Annotated in this window: 4 protein-coding genes; all 4 read left to right on the top strand. The window is 57.5% G+C overall.

All coding sequences use genetic code 11. The annotated features are described in order from the left end of the window. The coding region (locus AC2VNK_RS07020) for an efflux RND transporter permease subunit (RefSeq protein ID WP_486883283.1) at window positions 1-1,251 on the top strand (1,251 nt) is incomplete at its 5' end. An 83-nt stretch (window positions 1,252-1,334) separates the two neighbouring features. Continuing rightward, window positions 1,335-1,844, top strand: a complete 510-nt coding sequence (locus tag AC2VNK_RS07015) for a hypothetical protein (RefSeq protein ID WP_291524639.1) — start codon at window positions 1,335-1,337, stop codon at window positions 1,842-1,844. A gap of 130 nt (window positions 1,845-1,974) precedes the next feature. Next, window positions 1,975-2,430 carry a large conductance mechanosensitive channel protein MscL gene (mscL, locus tag AC2VNK_RS07010; protein ID WP_291524641.1) on the top strand — a complete coding sequence of 152 codons (456 nt, stop codon included), beginning with the start codon at window positions 1,975-1,977 and terminating at the stop codon, window positions 2,428-2,430. Window positions 2,431-2,562: 132 nt separating this feature from the next. Continuing rightward, a partial coding sequence (gene rmuC, locus AC2VNK_RS07005; protein WP_486883282.1) for a DNA recombination protein RmuC occupies window positions 2,563-3,386 on the top strand: 824 nt, incomplete at its 3' end.

Genomic DNA, 3,386 nt, shown 5'->3' with positions numbered 1-3,386 from the left:
ATCCGCCTCAAGCCCTTGGGCGAGCGGGCGTCAGGAACCCAAGTCATTGCGGAATTGCGCCGTAGCGTCAGCCATTTTGCCGGAGTGGAAGCGAGTTTCCAGCTACCGCCTGCTATTCAGATGGGGCCGGTTTCATCGCAATCTCATTACCAATACATTCTGCAGAGCGAGGATCAGAATAGCCTGAATGTGACCGTGCCCAAACTGGTAGCAGCCCTGCGCAAAGTACCCGGACTACAGGCCGTTAACAGTGATCTGCAATTAGCCAACCCAGAAATTGAAGTGCAAATCCTGCACCAGCGCGCCCAGGCCCTGGGGGTCACCCCTGAAGCCATCGAGCAAGCGCTGAACTTCGCTTTCGGCGGCACCCAGGTGGGCACCATCTATGCCTCCACCAATCAATACGAGGTCATTCTCGATCTGGCGCGGCAGTTTCAGGAAAATCTCGGGGCACTTTCAGCGATCACTGTGCCGGGCAGCACCGGCCTGGTGCCCCTGGCCGCATTGGCGCACTTCGCTTACGGCGTCGGGCCCTTGAGTATCAGCCACTACAACGGACTGCCCAGCGTGACCATTTCTTTCAATCTGGCCCCCGGCACCTCTCTGGGCGATGCGACCCGGACAGTGCAGAACACAGCGACAAAGATATTGCCCGCGGATGTGCAGGGAGAGTTTGGTGGGTCCGCCGCGGCCTTTTCCCAGTCCACCGGCAGTCTGCCACTCTTGCTGCTGGCAACAGTGGCTCTGATCTACGCCATTCTGGCCATTCTCTATGAAGATTTCATCCATCCCCTGACCATCCTCACTGCCCTGCCCCTGGCCGGTTTTGGCGCCTTGCTGGCCCTCTGGATATTCCATCAGGAATTAGATCTGTTCAGCTTCGTCGGCATCATCATGCTGGTGGGGCTGGTTAAAAAGAACGGCATCATTATGGTGGACTTCGCCATTCACCGCCGCCGCGAAGGCGCCACGGCCGTGGACGCCATGGTCGACGCCTGTGTCACCCGCTTCCGTCCTATCATGATGACGAACCTTGCCGCAGTGCTGGGTATTCTGCCTATCGCCATTGGCATCGGGGCGGGTGCTGAGTCGCGGGTGCCGCTGGGCGTGGCCGTGGCAGGCGGCATCATCGTTTCGCAGTTCCTGACGCTCTATGTGACACCGGCATTCTATGTACTCTTTGAGGGGTGGAAGGAGCGTTGGAGGGGTAAGGTGCCTGTTTCAGAGACTGCATCTCACCGAGCGATTTAAGCGTCGCTGAGCGCTGGACTCTGCAATATCGCCAACTTGTGATATATAACGGGCGAAGACCAACTACCCGAGAGTCTCAGATCATGCCCGCAAAAATTCTTTTCCTCTTGCTCGCGCTTACCCTATCGGGCTGCGCTTCCCTGCCACCGCCTTCAACCGCTACGGCGGGAGCCGCCGCGCAAAGTACCACCTTGGCCAATCGCAATGCCGAAACCGCACAGCAACGTCTTGCCGCTGTCGCCGCCCAGCGTGGCGAGGCCGAACGGCAATTCTGCCCCAACTGGCAGCAGGCGCTGGATAACGCGCGCAGCAACTCTGTCGGTTGCGCGCAAATAGCCGTAAGCGAACAGGCCACTTGCTGGCAGGCAGTATCCCAATGGGCGCAGGAAGAGAGCCGTTATTTTCATGCCTTGGCTCCTATTTTCCAGGGCGGTGACTATGCGCCCCCGGCAACGCAGGCAGCACGTTTTTTCGACCTAGCTCAGGGTTGGGCTATTACCTGTCAGGATGGCCAAAAGGCCTGCACCGCAGCGTCTGGCCACCAGCAAATGGACCATAGCAAAAATGCCGTCAATCAATTCTGCAGGCGTTAATCAAAAATATTACAATGACGTTTCATAAGTGGCACTTATTTTCATCTTTAGGGGAACTGGTTATCCTACGAGCAATGGGGTTTTGCGCAAGCAACCCATAAATAGCCGACTATCATCAAGGGGGATCATCATGCTCAAAGCGTTCGTCAAAGATTTCAAGATATTTTTGCAACGCGGTAATGTCATTGATCTGGCCGTAGCTTTTGTTATTGGCACGGCATTTTCCGCCATTGTGACTTCATTAGTCAGCAACCTGATCATGCCGCCTATTGGTATGCTGCTCGACAAGGTCGACTTTTCCAACCTCTATATCGTGTTAAAGGAAGGTACCGTTCCCGGCCCCTACCTGACTCTGGAGGCCGCCAGGAAGGCGGGCGCCGTGACCGTGAACTACGGCCTCTTTATCACTTCACTGATCAGCTTTTTGATCATTGCGCTGGTTATTTTTTCTATTGTGCGGGTCATCAACAAGCTCTACCCCAAACCCGCTGCCGCCGTGACCACCAAAACCTGCCCTTTCTGTGCCTCTGCCATTCCCTTGGCCGCGACACGCTGTCCCAACTGCACCTCGCAACTGGAATCCTGAAACGGGGGTGCCCGGCACGGGCACCTGCCTGGCATCTCGGCCCCATTTGGTTCCCAAAGGTTAGTATGCCGTCGCTTTGACGCCCCGCTTCGCGTATTCTCAAAACAGCTCCCCTACATTCAGGACCGCCTTTTGATCTGGGAAAATCTGATATATCTCACTGTCGGCATAATGTTCGGGCTGGTTGTGGCCGGACTGGTAGCGCACAATATGATCCAGCGCCAGCAGGATATCAGCGCAGCCCTCCGGGAAGGAAAGCAAGCCAGTACCGATCAGATGGATAACCTGCAGCGTGAAATAACTGCGCTGCGGCAACAGGCCCAGGAACAGCAGGAAATCCTCCGCCATGAAAGTGAAAATAGGGCCAGCGCGGAAGCGGAAAGCCGCCGCGTCCCCATCCTTGAAAACACCTTAGTGACGGAACGCAACAATGCCGCTCGCCTGCAAACAGAGTTGGCCGCACTCCAGGGCCAGTTGGCGGAACTCGGTGAACGGCTGGAGCAGGAACGCCTGCGCGGCAACGAAAAACTGGTCCTCCTGGAAGACGCCCGCCAACGCCTCGGCGATGCCTTCCAGTCCCTTTCCGCCGAAGCCTTGCGCCGTAACAATCAGTCCTTTCTGGAACTGGCGCGGGAGAATCTGGAGCGTTTCCAGGAAAACGCAAAGACCGATTGGGAGGGCCGCCAGAAGGCCGTGGGACAACTGGTGGAACCTATCCGTGAGTCCCTGGAGAAAGTGGGCACCCGCATCGACGCCATGGAAAAAACCCGCGTCGATGCCTACAGCGCCCTCAACGAGCAGATCCGCGGTCTCGTCCAGGACCACTTGCCGCGCCTGCATCAGGAGACCGCCGCGCTGGTGAAGGCGCTGCGCCAGCCCGCCGCCCGGGGTCGCTGGGGCGAGATGCAGCTCAAGCGCGTCGTCGAAATGGCGGGCATGCTGGCTTATTGCGACTT

Source organism: Acidithiobacillus sp. TH-A35 (assembly GCF_057473505.1).
This window is presented reverse-complemented; position numbering and strand designations above follow the sequence as displayed.

What these genes read in the sequence shown, in the direction of transcription:
- mscL (WP_291524641.1), top strand. Translation starts at nt 1,975, where the DNA reads ATGCTCAAAGCGTTCGTCAAAGATTTCAAGATATTTTTGCAACGCGGT.
- AC2VNK_RS07015 (WP_291524639.1), top strand. Translation starts at nt 1,335, where the DNA reads ATGCCCGCAAAAATTCTTTTCCTCTTGCTCGCGCTTACCCTATCGGGC.